Below are 15,946 nucleotides of genomic sequence, written 5' to 3' on the forward strand. Positions count from 1 at the left end.
GCGTGTACCTGGATCCGGACGTCTCCCAGACGGTGAAGATCCTCATAGTGGGGCACTTCGGAGTCGGAAAGACCACCTGCATCGCGAGTCTCTCCGAGATCGAGCCGCTGCGGACCGAAGAAGAGATCACCGAGGCCAGCGAGGGTTTCGACGATCTGACGGGCACGCCCCACAAGAAGACCACCACCGTGGCCATGGACTTCGGCCGCCTCACCCTCAGCGACTCGCTCGTCCTCTATCTCTTCGGAACGCCCGGACAGGAGCGCTTCAAGGAGATGTGGGAGGAGCTGTCCCGGGGCGCGCTGGGCGCGCTGGTGCTCGTCGACCCGGAGCGGCTGCACGAGTCCTTCCCCGTCCTGGACCTGGTCGAGAGCTTCGGCCTGACGTACGCCATCGGCGTCAATCACTTCGAGGGCAACACGGACTACCCGCTCGACGAAGTCCGCGAAGCGCTGAACCTGACCGCCGACACCCCCGTCGTGAAGTGCGACGTACGCGACGAGGGCTCCTCGGCGCCGGCGCTCATCACCCTCGTCCAACACCTCATGACCCAATTCGGCTAGGAGCGCCACCATGCAACAGCCGCTTGACGCCCAGGAGATACCTCCCGGCTGCCCCGCCCACGGGAACGTCGGGAACGTCCAGTTGTACGGCCCCTCCTTCGGAGCCGACCCCGACGGCCACTACGCGCATCTGCGGTCGTTCGGCCCGAGCGCACCGGTGGACATCGCACCGGACGTCCAGGTCGAGCTGATCACCAGCTACGACGCCGCCCTGTACGTCCTGCAGAACCCCGCGTCCTTCGTCCGCGACTCGCGCCGCTGGAAGGCCCTGAACGAGGGCCGTGTCCCCGCGGACAGTCCGGCGCTGCCGATGATGGGCTACCGCCCCAACGCGCTGTTCAGCGACGGCGCGGCCCATGCCCGGCTGCGCCAGGCGGTCACCGACAGTCTCGCCACGGTCAACGAGCTCCAACTCGTGCGGCAGACACAGCAGTCCGCCGACTACCTGATCAGCCGCTTCAGCTCCGAGCCGCGTGGCCAGGCGGAGGTGATGGCCGACTACGCCCAGCCGCTGCCACTGCTGGTCTTCAGCGAACTGTTCGGCTGCCCGCCCGACATCGGTGACCGCGTGATCGCCGGGATCAGCGGCATCTTCGAGGGCACCCCCGGCGCCGACGAGGTACTGGGCGGAGCGCTCACCGAGCTGATCGCCCTCAAACGGCGCCGCCCGGCAGCCGACCTGACGACCCGTCTGATGGAGCACCCGGCCCAGCTGACCGACGAGGAGGTGCTGCACCAGCTCGTGACGCTGCTCTCCGGCGGCACCGCGCCTCTGACCGCCGTCATCGGCACCAGCAGCGCGCTGTACCTCGACGAGGAATGGCAGAGCGGTCTGCCGGTCGAGGACGCCATCTCCCAGAGCCTGTGGAACTACGCGCCGATCGCCAACTACGCGGCCCACTACCCGATCCACGACGTCGAGCTGGGCGGCAGGGTGGTCCGCGCCAACGACCCGGTGCTGATCTCCTTCGCCGCGGCCAACACCGACCCGAAGCTGACCGAGCACCGCCAACAGCTGAGCGCCAAGGCGCACTTGGGCTTCGGCGCGGGCCCGCACGCGTGCCCCGCCAAGGACCCGGCGTTCGTGATCGCGGTCGCGGCCGTCGAGGCCCTGCTCAACCGGCTGCCCGATGTCGAGATGCGTGTTCCGTTCAAGACACTCGCCTGGGCGCCGTCTCCGTGGAGCCGCTCGCTGGTGACCGTCCCGATCCGCTTCAGCCCCCGAACGGTGCCGTCCATGGCTGCCGGGCCCGCCCAGACCCATGCGCCCCAGCAGGGATCCGGCGAACAGCACTCCGGCGCCGAGGCGCCCCGGCCGAGGTCCTCTTCGGCGGCTCAGCACAAGGGTGGCATGTTCAGCCGATTCCTGGCATGGACGAGAGGGGAGTGATTTAAGTAACCCTCTGAGACCCCTGTGTTAGTGGATGCTTCAACATCGATACGGGTAGGCCTCGGGTTGGTTCTCTGAAAGGGGCCCCCAACATGGGAGTTGCCACAGCTCCGTCGTACAGCCGCAGGGAGTCCGCCTCCCTCTTCTCGCGTCTGCGGACGGCGAGGGGGCAGGCGGATCCCTTCCCGATATACGAGGAACTGCGGTCGAGGGGTGAGGTCAGCCCCGCTCCCTGGGGCGGCTCCTTCGCGACCGGCTTCGACGTCTGCGACCAGGTGCTGCGCAGCCGTGACTGGCTGGAGCCCGACCGGGCCTGGCGTGAACGGCAGGGATCGGGTACGCGCTGGAACGCCCCCTCCTCGCAGGAGATGGGCAACACGATGGCCGCGCTCAATCCCCCGGACCACACACGGGTGCGCAGGGCGGCCGGCACGTTCGACCGAAAAGCCGTGGAGCAGATCGGCCGGACCGTGAGCCGGACGACGGATCAGCTTCTGGACACCCTGGCGGAGCGCTTAAACGATGGTGAGGCCGACTTCGCGGCCCTGGTGGGCGAGGAACTGCCGGTCGCCACGATCGGAGACTGGCTCGGAATTCCCGCCGCCGACTGGCCCCGGCTGCGGCAGCTGACCCACGATCAGGTCTTCACCCAGGAACTGCTGCCCTCCGCCAGCCAGTTGGCCGGGTCCGACGTGGCCACGGCCGAACTGCGCTCCTACTTCATGGAGTTGGTACGCGAGCGGCGCACCCGGCTCGGCGACGATCCCGTGTCCCGCTGGATACAGACGTGGGACGGCCTGGAACCCGACCGCGCCAAGGCCGACGAGGCGGTCTACTTCCTGGTCCTGTTCGTTCTTCTGGCCGCACTGGAAACCACCTCGACACTCCTGACGACCATGACGCTCCATCTCGTCGAGCGCCCGGAGCGCTGGGCCCTCGTCGCCGACCGCCCCGACCTCGTGCCGGCGTTCGTGGAGGAGACACTCCGCTACGACCCGCCCACCCATGTCATCAGCAGGGTCGCCGCGCAGGACTGCGTCCTGGGCGGACGGGAGATGGCCAAGGACGAGATGGTCCACCTCATGGTGGGAGCGGCACACCGGGACCCGGGAAAGCACAAGGACCCCGACGTGTTCGACCCGCTGCGCAAACCCGCCCACCTCGCCTTCAGCGGAGGCATCCACTACTGCCTCGGCGCGCCGCTGGCCCGGCTGGAGGCCCAGATCCTGCTCCGTCAACTCATACGGCGCTTTCCCCGCCTCACCCTCGTGCGCAGCCCGTCGATGGCGCCCCGGGTGGCGTTCCGGCGCCTGCTGAACTTGGATGTCGCCCTCGCATGACGAAAACCAGACGTACGCTCGCCGAACCCGCCCGCGGGGAGATAGGTGTCGAGCAGGACGGCCCCGTGCTCCACGTCCGGCTCAACCCCTGGGAGCAGCAGGACGACGTCCTCGACGTCGTCGCCCTCGACAATCTGCTCCACCTGCTCGACGAGCTCCACGAACGCCCGGACATCCGCGTCCTCACGCTGTCGTCCATGGGCGCGGACTTCTGCCTGGGCAGCGACCGCAACGAGTACCAGGACGCGCTCGCCGCGGACCCCACCGGAGCCGGACTGCGGCGCATCGCGGACAAGGCCCACCGGCTGTGCCAGGCGCTGGAGAACACCCACGCGGTCACCATCGCGCGGCTGCACGGCGCGGTGATCGGTGCCGGACTCGCGCTCGCCTCGTTCTGCGACCTGCGCGTGGGCGCGGACACCAGTCGCTACCGCATGCCGGAGGTCGGCATCGGGCTCCCGCCCGCCTGGGGAGGCGCCATGGGCCGCCTGGTCTCCGAAGCCGGCGCGGCCAGGATCCGCGAACTCATGCTCACCTGCGACGTGTTCGACGCGGCCACCGCCCACCGGCTCGGCCTCCTGCACAAGACCGCCCCACCGGACCAACTGGACGAGGTCGTCACCGCCTGGACACGGCCGCTCGTACGGCGCTCGCCCGAGGCACTCGTCCTGACGAAGCGCATGCTCGCCGGCTACGCGAAGGCCGACCGGACGGCGGACGTCTCCCTTCTCGACTCCCACCTGCTGGCGGCCACCCTCAACCAGCCCCGGGTGCCGGGACCGGCCGCGGTGCGGTGAGTAACACGCGTACGTGACACGCGGCTTCGGAGTCCCCGTGCACCGGGTGTGCGGGGGCTTCGCAGCGTCAGTTCTGTTCTCGCCGTACCTCGGGGGACGGTGTGCCCGGACGCGTACCGTACGACACCGCCGCGACCAGGTCGTCCTCGGTGAACCGCACGGCCATGGTGCGCCCGTCGCGCTCGCCGTACACATGCCGCCCGTCGGACGCCTCATGGGTCTCGAACCCGTGGCGCCGGGCAGCGAGTTCGGGATCGGGGAAGTCGGCCAACTCCAGTCGGGGTGTCACGAACTCGTGGATCTGGTTGCGTTCGCCGAACTCCCGCAGCCAGTTGGCGAGGCTCAGCCGCGGCGAACCGGGCGGATGGGTGCGCTCGTTGACCCAGGCCCAGAGCCAGCTGCCGTCGTAACCGAGCGAGCCCAGCGGCGACTGATGCACCGTCACCTCGCCGACGCGCAGGAGACTCGTCTCGTCGCTGAGCGACCAGGCGCCGCCGACGGGCTGATGACGCTCGTAGACGCCCAACTGCTCCACGGCACCGGCGGCGTAGTGCGCGCCCGCCTCCTTGAACATCCGGCTGAAGCGGTCGTCGGTCTGCACGGGTGCCGGCATCGGGGTCGGGGCCCTCTCAACTCGTCGTACGGGACGGCAAGCGTAGGACCTTCGGGGATCGCGGCGCGGATCGGCCGGACAGGGCCTGCGGCGCTCAGCCTCCTTCGAGTTCCCGGCGCACGGTGGCGGCGATGCGGGTGAGCGCGGTCTCCAGGTGGCGGCGCTGAGCGGCGCTGAGCGGATCGAACACGAGCCGCTTCACCTGCGCGACGTGTTCCGGTGCGCTCTCGACGAGCTTCCGCCGGCCGGCGTCGGCCAGGGCGGCGAGGGTGTACCGACCGTCGCCCGGGTCGGGCCGGCGGGCGACCCAGTCGCGGGCCTCGAAGCGGTCCATCACCTTCGACAGGCGGGGCTGGGTGCTGTCGCAGACCCGGGCCAGGTCGCTGAGCCGCATCGTGCCCTCGTCGGCCATGGACAGCTGGGCCAGCACCCCGTACTCGAAGTTGGAGATGCCCGCGTCTCGCTGCAGCTGGCGGTCGAGGGCCGCCGGGAGGGCGATCACGACCGTGAGCAGCGCCTGCCACAGGTCCTGCTGGTCGTCGTCGAGCCAGGGCGACTGAGTGTCCATGAGCCTCATCATACTTGCCCGGGCAACTCGCATCACTTGCCTGGGCAACTCACGATGGGCTACGTTTCAACTTGCCTCGGCAAGTGAAAACACTTGCTGTGGCAAGTGAAGGAGCTGATATCGATGACCACCACGAGCAGCCTGGCCTCGCCGGACGGCCTGACTTCCCTCTCCCCGTCGGGCAGACCGGCCGCCGCGTACGACGACCTCCTTGCCCGGGTCCTGCCACAGGCGCGTGAGCAGCGAGTGTGGAACCCTTCCGACGGGCCCCTGCCCAGCCTCTTCGTCAGCCACGGAGCCCCGTTCACCCTCGACGATCCGCAGTGGCTCGGCGACCTCTTCGACTGGGCCCGGTCGATGCCCAAACCCCGGGCCGTCGTCGTCATCTCGGCCCACTGGGAACAGGCACCGGTCGCGATCTCCGGAGCCTCCGCCGGTACCCCGCTCCACTACGACTTCAGCGGCTTCCACCCCCGCTACAAGACCCTTCCCTACGCGACCCCGGACGCCACCGACCTGGCGCGGCGACTCACCGGCCTACTGGGCCGGACGCCGGTGCACGAGTTCGCCGACCGCGGCCTCGACCACGGCGCCTTCATCCCGCTCATGGCCATGTATCCCGCGGCCGACGTCCCGGTCGTGCAGCTGTCGATGCCCAGTCTCGACCCCGGCGCCCTGCTCGAACTCGGGGCACGCCTGCGGCCGCTACGGGACGAAGGCATCCTCGTTCTCGGCTCGGGCTTCATGACGCACAGCTTCGCCGTCTTCCGCCGGCCGGAGCTCGCCGCCGACACCACGGCCTTCGACGAATGGGCCGTCGACGCCCTCGCCCGGGGCGACGCCGACGCCCTCACCGACTACCGCGACAAGGCACCCGGCGCCGCGGTCGCCCATCCGACGGCCGACCACTTCGTCCCGCTGCTGCTCACCGTCGGCGCCGCCGACGACCCCAGCAGCGCCGTGAGCGCCATCGACCGCATGGTGATGGGCAACTCCATCCGGTCGGTGCGGCTGACCTGAGCGCGCCCCATCACCCGATCGCCCCGTCCGTCGGCGCCGGCATCAACTCACCCTGGAGGAAAGCACCATGAAGGCCATACGTTTCCACGAGTTCGGCAGCAGTGAGGTCCTGCGCTACGAGGACGTCGACCGTCCGGTCCCCGGCGCCGGGCAGGTGCTGGTGCGGGTGGCGGCCACGTCGTTCAACCCGGTCGACGACCACATCCGCGCCGGTGTCATGGCCGAGATGCTCCCGATCGCTCTCCCGTACGTGCCGGGGATCGACCTGGCGGGCACCGTCGCCGAACTCGGCGCGGGCGTCGCCGACTTGACGGTCGGCGACCGGGTCGTGGCGATGCTGCCCCTCGACTCCGCCGGCGGCGCCGCCGAGTACGTGCTCGCCCCGGCCGAGTCCCTGGCCCCGGCGCCCCGGACGACCCAGCTGGTCGACGCCGCGGCGCTGCCACTGACCGGCCTGGCGGCCTGGCAGACGGCGTTCGAACTCGCCGAGTTGAAGCCCGGTCAGACCGTCCTGGTCAACGGGGCGGGGGGCGCGGTGGGCAGCCTCGTGGTGCAGCTCGCCGTCGACGCGGGAGCGCACGTGACGGCGGTGGACGCGCCGCGGCACGCCGACCGCCTTCGGGACTACGGCGCGTACCGGGTCGTCGGCCCCCTCGCCCTCGCCGCCGGCCCGGCCGCCGTGGGCGGTCCGTTCCACGTCGTGGTGAACCATGTGCGCGTCTCCCCGGAGGAGCTGGCGCAGCTGACGGACTACGTCGCCGACGGCGGGGTCGCCGCCAGCACGGCCGGCCCGATCCCCGAGGACGCTGCCCGGGGGGTGCGCAGCGCGAGCCTGTGGGTCCGCAGCGACGGAGCCCAACTGAGCGAGCTGGTGGCCAAGGTGGACGCGGGCAAGCTCCGGCTCAACGTCGCCGCCCACCGCCCGGTGGCCGAGCTGGCAGCCGTCCACGAGGACGCCGCCGCCGGACGGCTGCCCGGCAAGACGATCGTGCTCGCTCCCTGACCCGCACCCCGACCGGGCCGCCCGCCGTTCGCTCTCCCGCCGGTGGGCGGCCCGGAGGTGCGTTGTCCGGAAGGTGCTGTCCGGCACGGTCAGCAGCCGCGCCACAGTGCCACGACGATCGAGCCGCCGACGGCGGTGACCGCGATGACGTAGAGGACCTGCGCCTTGGCGGTACTCACTGGTCCGGTTCCCCTGCGGCTTCGTGGAGGTCGACGAACGCGCGGGTCGTCTCAGCAAGGGCGCGCATCAGCTCGTACGCGTGCAGGGGCGGGGTGGTCCCGTCGAAGGTGTCGCAGAGTGTGAGCAGCCGGTAGGCGTCCCTGTGGAGCGCGAGTGTTGACGGGGCGTCGGCGTCCCCGTCGTACTCGGCCAGCAGGAGCTGGAGATGGCCGCGGAGCTTGAGTGTGGTGAGGTCCACCCAGGCGCGCTCGGGCAGCGGAAGTTGGAAAGCGAGGGCCTCGGTGACCGTTCGGGAAATGGTCGCGAAGTCGATGGAGGAGTCACGGTTGAGGGCGGAGAGCAGACGACGGAGCGTCTGCGAGTCCTGGGCGAACTTCGGCGTTCGGTGACGCCAATGAGCGCCGGGCGTACGGCGGTTGAACGTCATCAGGTGGACGCCTCCGGCCTGGCGACCGTGCACCAGGTGCAGGTCCCGCGCCGACCCCAGGCGCGGGCGAGCGCGGCGACGAGCAGTATTCCCCGGCCGGTCTCGTCGTCGGTTTCCGGGTCACGGACCTCGATCCGTGCGGGGGAGCCGTCATCCACCTCGATGAGCACATCGCCGCTCCGGTCGTACGAGAGCGAGAACCGGACGCGGTCGCTGCGGCCGTGCACTACGGCGTTGGTGACGATCTCGCTGACGAGGAGCTGCACGGTCTCGACCGCGTCCTGACCGATGTCGCCCTCCCGCAGGACCGCGCCGGTGACGTGGCGCAGATGCGCGACGCGGCGGGTGTGGGGGCGGAACGAGATGTTGAGGCGGACGGCGTCTCGTATGTCGACTGCGGTGGTTGGAGCCGGAGTTGCGCTACGCGTCATGGGGGGCATGGGGAGTCCTTGTCGTCGAATCTCCGTGCTCACGGAATGAGTTGAATCGACTGCGTTGCGTGAGCTGCGCGTATAGCCTCGCATCAGACCGGGCTCTACCGGGACTGTTCTGACGGGATTCTGTGAGCAAGTTTCTTCGCGAATTCCCGTCCCTGTCAGGGGTGTTCGCGCCGAGACGCGGCGACTCCCGCTCAGACGCAGAACGTTCTTGTGGAGGCCGAACCAACACCGACACACTGGACAGTGCGCAGAGAGGACAGCAGATGATCACGGACATCGAGTCGGCAACGCCCGCTCTGTGCCGTCTCCAACTCGGGAGCGAGCTGCGCGAACTCCGGCAAAATGCCGGATTGACGTCACGTCAGGTAACCAGGAAGCTGCTCTGGAGCCCGTCGAAGTTGACCCGGTTGGAGACGGGTGAGAATGCGTCTGTCGAGACGGCCGACGTCATGGCGCTCTGCCAGATCTACGCGGCAGAGCCCGAGACGACCGAGGTGCTGAAGGGCTACGCGGCAGTCACCAAGACACGACGGGACTGGTGGCAGTCACCGCAGTACCGACCGGTGATCAGCCCTGGATTCAAAGCCCACTTGGGGCTGGAGGCCACCGCCTCGGCTGTGCAGAAGTACGAGTCGGAGTACGTCCCCGGCCTGCTCCAGACCGAGGACTACGTCCGCGTGATCCACCAGCGCGCCCACCAGGGGCTCAGCGCGGAGGAAATCGATCGGCTCGTTGAGGTACGAATGACACGGCAGGAGGTTCTGCGCCGGACTCCACCGCTCAAACTCACGGCGATCATCAACGAATCCGTGCTGCACCGGCAGGTGGGGGGCCCGGAGATCATGCGCGCACAACTCGCGCACATTGTTGAGGCCACCGCAGCGCCCAACGTCCGTATCCAGGTGGTGCCGTTCAAGCTGGGAAGGCACCCGGGTATGAACGGGGCGTTTACGATCTTCCAGTTCCGCGACCGGGTTGCGCTCAAGCCGATTGTCTACTTTGAGAATCTGGCTGACGGCTGGGTCAGCCGTCGTGAGACGGACGTGGAGCGCCACGAGGAAGCCTTTACCGACCTACAAGCCATGGCTCCGGGGCCGCAGGAGTCCTTGAGCTTGATCAAAGATGCGATGAAGGAGCATTGATTCCGATGACCACCACGGTGGACACGCTGGCCGGCGCCGACTGGTTCAAGTCGAGCTACAGCAACGACCAGGGCGGCGACTGCCTCGAAGGCGCCCGACTCCCCGGCGGAGCCATGGCCGTACGCGATTCCAAGAACCCCCACGGCCCCGCCTTCGTCCTCACCGGCAGCGCCTGGACCGCCTTCGTCGGGGCCCTCGCCGACGGCGAGTTCTAGCGTCCGTCCTGTGGGCTGCTTCCCTCCCGGATGCAGCCCACAGACATGTAATGCGCGAAGCCGTCAGCCATTCCCGTGTGCGTGAACCCCGCCTTCAGCAGAACCCTGCCCGAGGCCCTGTTCTCTGCCTGGTGCTTGGCGCGCACGGTCGAGAGGGACAGTCCGCCGAAGGCGAAGGCCAGCAATTCGGTCACCGTGCCGGTGGCAAACCCGCGTCCCCAGGTATCGGCACGCAGGATGTAGCTCAGGCGGCCCTCGCCGTTGGTCGCGTTCAGCTTGATGATGCCCACCAAGTCGCCCTCGACGTCGACGCCGAGGGTGTACTGGAGGCGTGGTTGGGCCGCCGATCGGGCCGTCGCCGCGGCGATGTACGCCGCGGTCTCATCGGCGCCCATCGGGCCACGGCCGAGGAATCTCAACGACGGGCCGCTGTAGATTCTCTGGACTTCCCGCGCGTCCTCCGCGTTCAGCTCCCGCAGCTCGATCACGGCAGTGGCGCCAGTGCGTTGCCGAGTTCGGCTGCTGTGGGCCGGTCGTCCGGGCCGGACAGCAGGACCGGGCGCAGCACGTCTTGGAACGCCGGCCACGGGGTCGCGGAATCCAGCGGGATCGTGCCCGTGGCGATAGCCGCCCGGCGACGGGTCGGTCCGACATCCGGAGCGATGCCCGCTGCCGCGTAGTCCAGCGGCCACTTGCCGGTCGCACAGGTCCAGAGCACCCCGGCGAGGGTATAGACGTCGGACGGCGCGGATGGCGTCACGGGCTGTGGCCCGTCGGTGATCCACGCGGCCAGTTCCGGCGCGACCAGGTGCGTGATGCCGCCGTAGAACTTCGGCCAGGGGGCCATACCCGTACCTTCACGCCACGACCATGCGAAGTCGATGAGTCTGACGCCGGTCCCCATGTGGATGCCGTGGGAGGGCTGGAGGTCCCCATGGACCCATCCTGCGGCGTGGAGATCGGCGACGGCGCGGCACAGTTGACCGGCCCCCGCGAGGACCGAAGCACGGTCGCACCGACGGCCCCGGCCGTCCCCGCCGTCCCGAATCGGTCCGAAGACCTGCCAGGTCGATGGCCCGTCCAGCCATGGCGTGACATACCAGACACCCCCAGTGGCTCGCCCTGCCGTGACGGTGTAGCCGGAGAGCTGGTCCAGGACCGCGGCCTCCCGCACGGTCGTCTCCTCGCCTTCTCCGTAACCGTGTTTGACGGCCACGGTGGCGACGGCCCCGGTTGCCCTCCACACGGCGGAGCCGCGACGGTCGGTGATCTCTGTCAAGTCGACAGGGCGGCCGCAGATGGCCTCAGCGGCCTTCAGCGCTTCTGCGGGGCAGGGAGCGAACTCGCCCATTCTCTTACCGACTTCCAGTCGCAGGAGATCTTCTCGAATACGTCGCGGCCGTCGTCGTCGGCCGTGGCCAGCGCCGTCGAGAGCTCGGGGGTGCCCCTCAGGAAATTCGGGTCAAGCCGTCGCACCGAGGCCCGCACGGGGAGAAACGAGAACGGGGCCGACGGGATGTTCCGGCCGGACCTGTCCAGCTCCTGGACGCCTCGGGCGAACTTGCCGAACATGATCCCCACCGGCCCGTACAGATGCTTGAGTGCCCAGTGCGGCCACGCCATCAGGTTCTGGTGGTCCGTGTCCGACACACCGGCCAGAACGACGACGTTTTCGCAGACGAGCGTGCCATGCCTCCTCACCAGCGGACGTACCCACTCGGCGGCCTGGACGGCGGCGTGGAACAACTCCGCTTCGACCGCGTACCGATCGGCTCCTGTCGCGATCTCGTACACCGTCCAGCCCGTCATACCCCGGGCAGTGGACGCTTCGAGGAACGGGCAGTGCTCGTACATCGCCTCGACGTACTCGGATACGTCCACGCTCGCGGGATTCTCCGACCGGGGCTCAATGAGGCGGAGCGCCCCGGCGGTCAACCGGGACGCTCCGTCGGATGACGCGGTGATCACCGCACGGTCGCATTCGGCGTCATGTCGCCGTCGCTGGGCGTGGGTGCGCAGTCCCACTCGGCCACCACCGTGCCGGTCTTCCGGTAGAGGGTCAGGGACCGCTCGTTGATCGTGCCGTCCGCGTTGGTGAACCAGATCTCCGGCAATGGGCCGTACATCTCCCCGTACGCGGCCACCCAGGCGATGAGCCCACACCCTGCCGTCTCGACGTGGGTCAGTTTTCGACCGGCGTGCTCGGTGGTGAAAGCGGCGTGAACCTGAGGTGCGTCGGCCAACTGGTGCCACACGGCATCGATCGCCGTGGAGAACATCTCCGGCGCGGTGTGGCCGGCATCGAGCCGACGTGCGGTGACGGTGAAGAACTTGCCCAACTCGACCAGTTCGACACTGCTCTTGGTGGCGGTGCTCATGTGCTCCTCCAACAGGTTGGCGGAGTCCGAAGCTAAAGGTAGGGGAATGGCGTCATCAATGAGTATGCCGGAATTTGCCTGGAATCACTGGAGAGAGTCGATGGCGGCGCTGATCAATTCTCGTGCTGCTGGACCGTAAATGGCGAGTTCGGACAGATCGGAAAACGCCTGAACGTACATGTCGATCTCGTGGGAGTGTTTGACGCTGAGATGCGCCGAGATCAACTCGACATTCACCTCCGCCTCATCGAAGAGGAAGAACCCCTCAACCGGCCATAGGCTGGTGCGATCGGCATTCATGGGAATAATGCCGAGGCTCACCGAAGGAAGGGACGCGGCCACAAGAAGGTGCCTCAGTTGGCCGGCCATGACCTCCAGGCCACCGATGCGGTGGCGGAGGACACTCTCCTCCAGGATGATGGCGAAGCGATGGCCACCCTCATGGAGAACGCGCTGCTTGTCCACGCGTACCCGGACGGCCTGCTCCACATCGTCGACAAGCCGCCGACGATCGCGGATGGACTTCAACAGGGCCTCGATGTACGACGCTGTCTGCACGGGGCCCGGGATGAGCCAGGACGAGTAGACACGAAACCGCCGAGTTCGCTCCCAGAGGGGAAGTACGGATTCCTGAGCGCGTTTGAGCCCAGGCTGCTCCATCCGACGCCACTCGACATACATGCCTTCAATACCGCGCGCTGTGGTCACCAATTCTTCGGCGAGCTGCGGAACTCCGCAGTGAAGTGCCCACGCGCGCAGGTCGGCCTCGGAAGGACGTCGGCTCCCACTCTCGAAGCGGGAGCACTTCGATTCATGCCAGCCGGCTTGCCGAGCCAACGCCCGAGCGGTAAGTCCGGCGTCCTTCCGGATCTCGCGCAGCCGTTGCCCCAGAGCCTTTGTGGCCTCCTTGACGCTTGAGGAGGATGGCTGTGGCATTTGCCGTGGGGATCGCATGACCTGAGGTTGTCCGTGTGCCTTCGGATAGTTGTCAGCTCGGCCGATACGCCTGGTGCGCTGTTCCGAGCTGCCACACGGTCTCGAAAGCTGAGGCGCAGAGCTTTGCCACTTCGGGGTCGGCCGTCAATTCGTGCTGCAAGGAGTCGCCGTCCCCGTCGAAGTGGTTGATGAGGACGAGATTCTCATCGAACAGCCAGAAGTCGTTGCCGGGAAGTGCGATGTTCGTCGCGTGACGACGTGAGAGCCAACGGACCTTCTCCCCGGCCGCGATGTTCAGCCCTTCCGTCACTTCGTGCTCGAAACGGATGTATTCACTGACGGGTTCCGAAACGATGCGGGCCCGGCGAACCTCCACCCCGCGGCCGGTCGCTCTGGACACCAGTTCGTACCACTCGGGCCAGCGCTCGGCAGGATCGATCCGCTGCCCGGCGCTCCAGTCGACAAAGACCGGATCCGACTTCATGTAGCCGTCACGCATCTCCAGATGTACCGCCGAAGTCCGGCAGTTCTGGAACAGCTCGTCAAATGTCGGCACTTTCGCCACTTTTCACCTCCAGGAAAAACTGCGCCATGCGCCTGGGGATCTCCACCACCGTCTCGTGTTCGGGGATTTCCATCTGGGTCAGGCGCTCCTTGTCCAGAACTTTCAAGCCCTGGACAAGGTAGTTGTCCGTGGTGTCGTCCAGATACACCGTGGGAGAGCCACCGTTGGGACTCTCGGGATCCTTGCCGAGTTTCCGCAGGGCCATGATGTGCACCTCCGCCGCGAGTGACGTTCTGTATGCGTGATGTTGCCGTGCGTCCGCCTTGGGGGCCAGAGACTTGCCTGAACTTGCCACCATGAACGGGCCGACATATCGGCGTACTGACTGGCAGTCCAGAGTGCACCAGGTCGTGGCCGGACCACCACGGCCTGCGAGGCCGCGAACTGCTGGTACGGGCACGCCACTGGGACGGGCGAGAGCGCATCGCCCTCTCCGGAGGAGAGTTCTAGGCTCCGTGCCGCCCGCCGGGCCGGCACGGAGCCGGCGGCTCAGTCGTCGAGCGCGTCCAGTACGGGCTTCAGCGCCACGAACTTGAAGTTCGTGGCGTCCCGGTCCGGCTCGCCCGGTTTGTCGTCGCCGTCCTGGACGACGAGCAGGCCGTGCGGGTACTTCGGGCCGAGCGGCTTGTTGAGGACGGCGGCTCCGTCGCTCTCCTCGGTGCCGTCCAGGGTTTCGGAGGCGGCGGTCACCTTGAAGCCGCCCTCGTACTCGTTCCTGTCGCCGGTCTCGCGGTCGTAGGCCGCGAAGCTGTTGTCGCCCTGGCTGGAGGCGAGCAGGTAGCCGTCGCCGTTCTTCTGGTGGAGCACGGTGAGGCCCTCGACGTCGGCCGACAGGTGTGTGCCGCCGTAGCCGGGGTCCGCTCCGGGGGCGCACTCCTCGGTTTCCTCGTCGTAGGTGCCCGGCACCCCGTACTCACGGACCTTGTCGATCAGCTTCGGGGTGCCCCGGAGGTCGGCGTCCAGCCGCCAGATGCCGACGGTCTCCTGGCCGGCGTAGAGAGTGCCGGTCTCGGGGTCCACGACCATGCCCTCGACCTGGGGCTGTTCGCCCGGCTCGCCGCACGGGGTCCAGGTCTTGCCGTTCGGCAGTCTGAATTCGGAAGGCAGCTTGAGCGTGCGCACCGTGCGGTAGGAGACCGTGCCGTCGGCGCGCGGGGTCAGCTCCAGCAGGCGCAGCGCGGTGCGCTCGCGCCGGCTGACCACCGCGTACGAGCGGTTGCTGGCCGGGTCGGTCCAGGTGGCGAGGCCGTACGCGGTGCGCTGCTCGTTGATCTCCTCCTGCGAGGAGGAGAAGATCGGCGGCGCCGAGGGGTCGGTGATGTCGGTGAGGGGCGTCTTGGAGCTGTCTCCGTCGATGCGGTAGATCCGCAGCCGGTCACTGCCGCGATCGCTGGTGACGGCCAGGTCGCTCCTGCCGGAGCCGACCTTCACGCCGTGCACGAGGTCGACGTTGTTGAACCGGCCGGGGGCGTCGTCCGGGCCGGGGGCCGCCGGCGCCTGCACCGACTGCACTTCGCGCGCGTCGAGGTCGTAGACGCGCAGGCCGCCCTCCTTGAGCGTGGCGACGACGAGACTGCGGGCCGGGTCGGCGGGGTCGCGCCAGATCGCCGGGTCGTCGGCGTCCGCGTTGCCGCCCGCCTCGTCGTCGTACACGGCGGGCGTCTCGGCGGTCGGCCGCACGCCCGGCAGTTCGCCGGACGCGCCGGCCGCCGCCACGGCCGAGTGGGGCACGGCGGTGGCGAGCACGGCCAGCGCGGTGAACACCGTGAGACGGCCGACGGTGGCGTGCGGTCGGTGCGGTCGGTGCGGCTGAGTCATAAAAGTGGTCCCTTTCATGTCGCGAGCACGGCCAACCAACCATGAAGTCGCCGGGTGAAGGGTCTCCCCGCACCGGCGGAAAGGCCAGTCGTCCCGGACATGAACAGCGCGGGCCGGACCGGGACTTGAGGACCTATACCGCGGCCGCCGCCGACGCCGGCCGTTCGCCCTTGCTGCGCTCCACGCAGAACTCGTTGCCCTCGATGTCCGCCAGGGTCGCCCAGCCCCGGCCGTCGGGGACGCGGTGGTCCGCCACCAGGGTGGCGCCCAGGGTCAGGAGGCGTTCGATCTCCTCCTCGCGGGTGCGGTCCTGGGGTTCGAGGTCGACGTGGATACGGTTCTTCACCGACTTGGGCTCCGGGACCTCCACGAACAGCAGCGTGATGCCGTCCGCGGCCACCAGTACCTCGTCGTCTCCGGGCTTGTCGTCGGCGTCCACCGTGGTGCCGAGCACGTCGGCCCAGAAGGTGCCGAGGCGGTAGGCGTCGGCGCTGTCGATGGTCACGTGTCGTACGCGAGAAGTCATGGCCGTCACTGTGCACCGGCGGGCG

At 68.5% G+C, this 15,946-nt stretch carries 21 protein-coding genes; 8 read left to right on the forward strand and 13 right to left on the reverse strand.

Features of this window, described 5'->3' with window-relative positions; genetic code table 11:
• Positions 1–2 precede the first annotated feature (2 nt).
• The 4 genes from ACFT9I_RS30005 to ACFT9I_RS30020 all read left to right on the forward strand — a co-directional run bounded on the left by ACFT9I_RS30005 (position 3) and on the right by ACFT9I_RS30020 (position 4,090).
• Positions 3–563 (forward strand): ATP/GTP-binding protein, encoded by a 561-nt coding sequence (locus ACFT9I_RS30005; protein WP_382569379.1) that lies wholly within the window; start codon positions 3–5, stop codon positions 561–563.
• A 10-nt stretch (positions 564–573) separates the two neighbouring features.
• Entirely contained in the window at positions 574–1,953 is a 1,380-nt protein-coding gene (locus ACFT9I_RS30010) for a cytochrome P450 (protein WP_382569381.1), read from the forward strand.
• 92 nt (positions 1,954–2,045) lie between these two features.
• Positions 2,046–3,293, forward strand: a complete 1,248-nt coding sequence (locus tag ACFT9I_RS30015; RefSeq protein WP_382569383.1) for a cytochrome P450 — start codon at positions 2,046–2,048, stop codon at positions 3,291–3,293.
• Entirely contained in the window at positions 3,290–4,090 is an 801-nt protein-coding gene (locus tag ACFT9I_RS30020) for an enoyl-CoA hydratase/isomerase family protein (protein WP_382569385.1), read from the forward strand. The genes ACFT9I_RS30015 and ACFT9I_RS30020 overlap by 4 nt, the downstream gene beginning before the upstream one ends.
• A gap of 67 nt (positions 4,091–4,157) precedes the next feature.
• On the opposite strand, the gene ACFT9I_RS30025 is transcribed toward ACFT9I_RS30020, so the two are convergent.
• Entirely contained in the window at positions 4,158–4,703 is a 546-nt protein-coding gene (locus ACFT9I_RS30025; RefSeq protein WP_382569387.1) for a DUF6882 domain-containing protein, read from the reverse strand.
• Between the two features lie 94 nt (positions 4,704–4,797).
• Positions 4,798–5,271 carry a MarR family winged helix-turn-helix transcriptional regulator gene (locus ACFT9I_RS30030; protein WP_382569389.1) on the reverse strand — a complete coding sequence of 158 codons (474 nt, stop codon included), beginning with the start codon at positions 5,269–5,271 and terminating at the stop codon, positions 4,798–4,800.
• Between the two features lie 123 nt (positions 5,272–5,394).
• On the opposite strand from ACFT9I_RS30030, the gene ACFT9I_RS30035 reads away from it, so the two are divergent.
• The gene (locus ACFT9I_RS30035) at positions 5,395–6,291 is read left to right on the forward strand and encodes a DODA-type extradiol aromatic ring-opening family dioxygenase (protein ID WP_382569391.1); all 897 of its coding nucleotides are present in this window, start codon (positions 5,395–5,397) and stop codon (positions 6,289–6,291) included.
• 67 nt (positions 6,292–6,358) lie between these two features.
• Positions 6,359–7,294: an NADP-dependent oxidoreductase gene (locus ACFT9I_RS30040; RefSeq protein WP_382569393.1), complete on the forward strand. Its 936-nt coding sequence runs from the start codon at positions 6,359–6,361 to the stop codon at positions 7,292–7,294.
• Positions 7,295–7,469: 175 nt separating this feature from the next.
• On the opposite strand, the gene ACFT9I_RS30045 is transcribed toward ACFT9I_RS30040, so the two are convergent.
• Positions 7,470–7,901: a DUF6415 family natural product biosynthesis protein gene (locus tag ACFT9I_RS30045; protein WP_382569395.1), complete on the reverse strand. Its 432-nt coding sequence runs from the start codon at positions 7,899–7,901 to the stop codon at positions 7,470–7,472.
• On the reverse strand, positions 7,901–8,332 hold the full coding sequence (locus tag ACFT9I_RS30050; protein WP_382569397.1) for an ATP-binding protein: 432 nt from the start codon (positions 8,330–8,332) through the stop codon (positions 7,901–7,903). Before ACFT9I_RS30050 ends, ACFT9I_RS30045 begins: the two co-directional genes overlap by 1 nt.
• A gap of 272 nt (positions 8,333–8,604) precedes the next feature.
• On the opposite strand from ACFT9I_RS30050, the gene ACFT9I_RS30055 reads away from it, so the two are divergent.
• Positions 8,605–9,483, forward strand: coding sequence for a helix-turn-helix domain-containing protein (locus tag ACFT9I_RS30055; protein ID WP_382569399.1), 879 nt, complete (start codon positions 8,605–8,607; stop codon positions 9,481–9,483).
• 5 nt (positions 9,484–9,488) lie between these two features.
• The gene (locus ACFT9I_RS30060) at positions 9,489–9,698 is read left to right on the forward strand and encodes a DUF397 domain-containing protein (RefSeq protein ID WP_382569400.1); all 210 of its coding nucleotides are present in this window, start codon (positions 9,489–9,491) and stop codon (positions 9,696–9,698) included.
• Here the strand turns inward: ACFT9I_RS30060 and ACFT9I_RS30065 are convergent.
• The 9 genes from ACFT9I_RS30065 to ACFT9I_RS30105 form a co-directional block, all read right to left on the reverse strand.
• Positions 9,695–10,186 (reverse strand): GNAT family N-acetyltransferase, encoded by a 492-nt coding sequence (locus ACFT9I_RS30065; RefSeq protein WP_382569402.1) that lies wholly within the window; start codon positions 10,184–10,186, stop codon positions 9,695–9,697. The two genes, ACFT9I_RS30060 and ACFT9I_RS30065, sit on opposite strands and share 4 nt — an antisense overlap.
• The gene (locus ACFT9I_RS30070; RefSeq protein ID WP_382569403.1) at positions 10,183–10,977 is read right to left on the reverse strand and encodes a hypothetical protein; all 795 of its coding nucleotides are present in this window, start codon (positions 10,975–10,977) and stop codon (positions 10,183–10,185) included. The genes ACFT9I_RS30065 and ACFT9I_RS30070 overlap by 4 nt, the downstream gene beginning before the upstream one ends.
• A 35-nt stretch (positions 10,978–11,012) precedes the next feature.
• On the reverse strand, positions 11,013–11,579 hold the full coding sequence (locus ACFT9I_RS30075) for a hypothetical protein (RefSeq protein WP_382569405.1): 567 nt from the start codon (positions 11,577–11,579) through the stop codon (positions 11,013–11,015).
• A gap of 83 nt (positions 11,580–11,662) precedes the next feature.
• Entirely contained in the window at positions 11,663–12,076 is a 414-nt protein-coding gene (locus tag ACFT9I_RS30080; protein ID WP_382569407.1) for a hypothetical protein, read from the reverse strand.
• 84 nt (positions 12,077–12,160) lie between these two features.
• Positions 12,161–13,012 (reverse strand): helix-turn-helix domain-containing protein, encoded by an 852-nt coding sequence (locus ACFT9I_RS30085; RefSeq protein WP_382569434.1) that lies wholly within the window; start codon positions 13,010–13,012, stop codon positions 12,161–12,163.
• Positions 13,013–13,064: 52 nt separating this feature from the next.
• Complete coding sequence (locus tag ACFT9I_RS30090; RefSeq protein ID WP_382569409.1) at positions 13,065–13,577, reverse strand: DUF6879 family protein; 513 nt, start codon at positions 13,575–13,577, stop codon at positions 13,065–13,067.
• Entirely contained in the window at positions 13,555–13,782 is a 228-nt protein-coding gene (locus tag ACFT9I_RS30095) for a hypothetical protein (protein ID WP_382569410.1), read from the reverse strand. Before ACFT9I_RS30095 ends, ACFT9I_RS30090 begins: the two co-directional genes overlap by 23 nt.
• Positions 13,783–14,066: 284 nt before the next feature.
• A complete protein-coding gene (locus ACFT9I_RS30100) occupies positions 14,067–15,395 on the reverse strand; it encodes a phytase (RefSeq protein ID WP_382569412.1) in 1,329 nt (442 codons plus the stop codon).
• Between the two features lie 133 nt (positions 15,396–15,528).
• Positions 15,529–15,921: a VOC family protein gene (locus ACFT9I_RS30105; RefSeq protein WP_382569414.1), complete on the reverse strand. Its 393-nt coding sequence runs from the start codon at positions 15,919–15,921 to the stop codon at positions 15,529–15,531.
• Positions 15,922–15,946: the final 25 nt, after the last annotated feature.

It is taken from the genome of Streptomyces sp. NPDC057137 (genome assembly GCF_042670825.1).
Lineage (GTDB): Bacteria > Actinomycetota > Actinomycetes > Streptomycetales > Streptomycetaceae > Streptomyces.

Coding starts and splice junctions, on each gene's coding strand:
- ACFT9I_RS30010 (WP_382569381.1), top strand. CDS start 574: ATGCAACAGCCGCTTGACGCCCAGGAGATACCTCCCGGCTGCCCCGCC.
- ACFT9I_RS30015 (WP_382569383.1), top strand. CDS start 2,046: ATGGGAGTTGCCACAGCTCCGTCGTACAGCCGCAGGGAGTCCGCCTCC.
- ACFT9I_RS30020 (WP_382569385.1), top strand. CDS start 3,290: ATGACGAAAACCAGACGTACGCTCGCCGAACCCGCCCGCGGGGAGATA.
- ACFT9I_RS30025 (WP_382569387.1), bottom strand. CDS start 4,703: ATGCCGGCACCCGTGCAGACCGACGACCGCTTCAGCCGGATGTTCAAG.
- ACFT9I_RS30030 (WP_382569389.1), bottom strand. CDS start 5,271: ATGGACACTCAGTCGCCCTGGCTCGACGACGACCAGCAGGACCTGTGG.
- ACFT9I_RS30035 (WP_382569391.1), top strand. CDS start 5,395: ATGACCACCACGAGCAGCCTGGCCTCGCCGGACGGCCTGACTTCCCTC.
- ACFT9I_RS30040 (WP_382569393.1), top strand. CDS start 6,359: ATGAAGGCCATACGTTTCCACGAGTTCGGCAGCAGTGAGGTCCTGCGC.
- ACFT9I_RS30045 (WP_382569395.1), bottom strand. CDS start 7,901: ATGACGTTCAACCGCCGTACGCCCGGCGCTCATTGGCGTCACCGAACG.
- ACFT9I_RS30050 (WP_382569397.1), bottom strand. CDS start 8,332: ATGACGCGTAGCGCAACTCCGGCTCCAACCACCGCAGTCGACATACGA.
- ACFT9I_RS30055 (WP_382569399.1), top strand. CDS start 8,605: ATGATCACGGACATCGAGTCGGCAACGCCCGCTCTGTGCCGTCTCCAA.
- ACFT9I_RS30060 (WP_382569400.1), top strand. CDS start 9,489: ATGACCACCACGGTGGACACGCTGGCCGGCGCCGACTGGTTCAAGTCG.
- ACFT9I_RS30080 (WP_382569407.1), bottom strand. CDS start 12,076: ATGAGCACCGCCACCAAGAGCAGTGTCGAACTGGTCGAGTTGGGCAAG.
- ACFT9I_RS30085 (WP_382569434.1), bottom strand. CDS start 13,012: ATGCCACAGCCATCCTCCTCAAGCGTCAAGGAGGCCACAAAGGCTCTG.
- ACFT9I_RS30095 (WP_382569410.1), bottom strand. CDS start 13,782: ATGGCCCTGCGGAAACTCGGCAAGGATCCCGAGAGTCCCAACGGTGGC.
- ACFT9I_RS30100 (WP_382569412.1), bottom strand. CDS start 15,395: ATGACTCAGCCGCACCGACCGCACCGACCGCACGCCACCGTCGGCCGT.
- ACFT9I_RS30105 (WP_382569414.1), bottom strand. CDS start 15,921: ATGACTTCTCGCGTACGACACGTGACCATCGACAGCGCCGACGCCTAC.